At 53.6% G+C, this 302-nt stretch carries 1 pseudogene; it reads left to right on the top strand.

Features of this window, described 5'->3' with window-relative positions:
• Positions 1-302, top strand: a pseudogene (locus K5V21_RS19850) (hypothetical protein); the annotation flags it as partial.

Below are 302 nucleotides of genomic sequence, written 5' to 3'. Positions count from 1 at the left end.
GGAAACCAGAGACACCAGGAACAGGGGGAACGACACCAGATTTACCAGGTGAGGAAGGGTCAACGCCAGATTTACCGGGTGATAGTGGAGAAGCAGGGAAACCAGAGACACCAGGAACAGGAGGAACAACACCGGATTTACCAGGTGAGGAAGGAACAACGCCAGATTTACCGGGTGATAGTGGAGAAGCGGGGAAACCAGAGACACCAGGAACAGGGGGAACGACACCAGATTTACCAGGTGAGGAAGGGTCAACGCCAGATTTACCGGGTGATAGTGGAGAAGCAGGGAAACCAGAGACA

The sequence above is a fragment of the Clostridium sardiniense genome, from assembly GCF_019753795.1.
Classification (GTDB): Bacteria; Bacillota; Clostridia; order Clostridiales; family Clostridiaceae; genus Clostridium; species Clostridium sardiniense.
The sequence above is the reverse complement of the archived record's forward strand: the minus strand, read 5'-3'. Positions and strand labels throughout refer to the sequence as shown.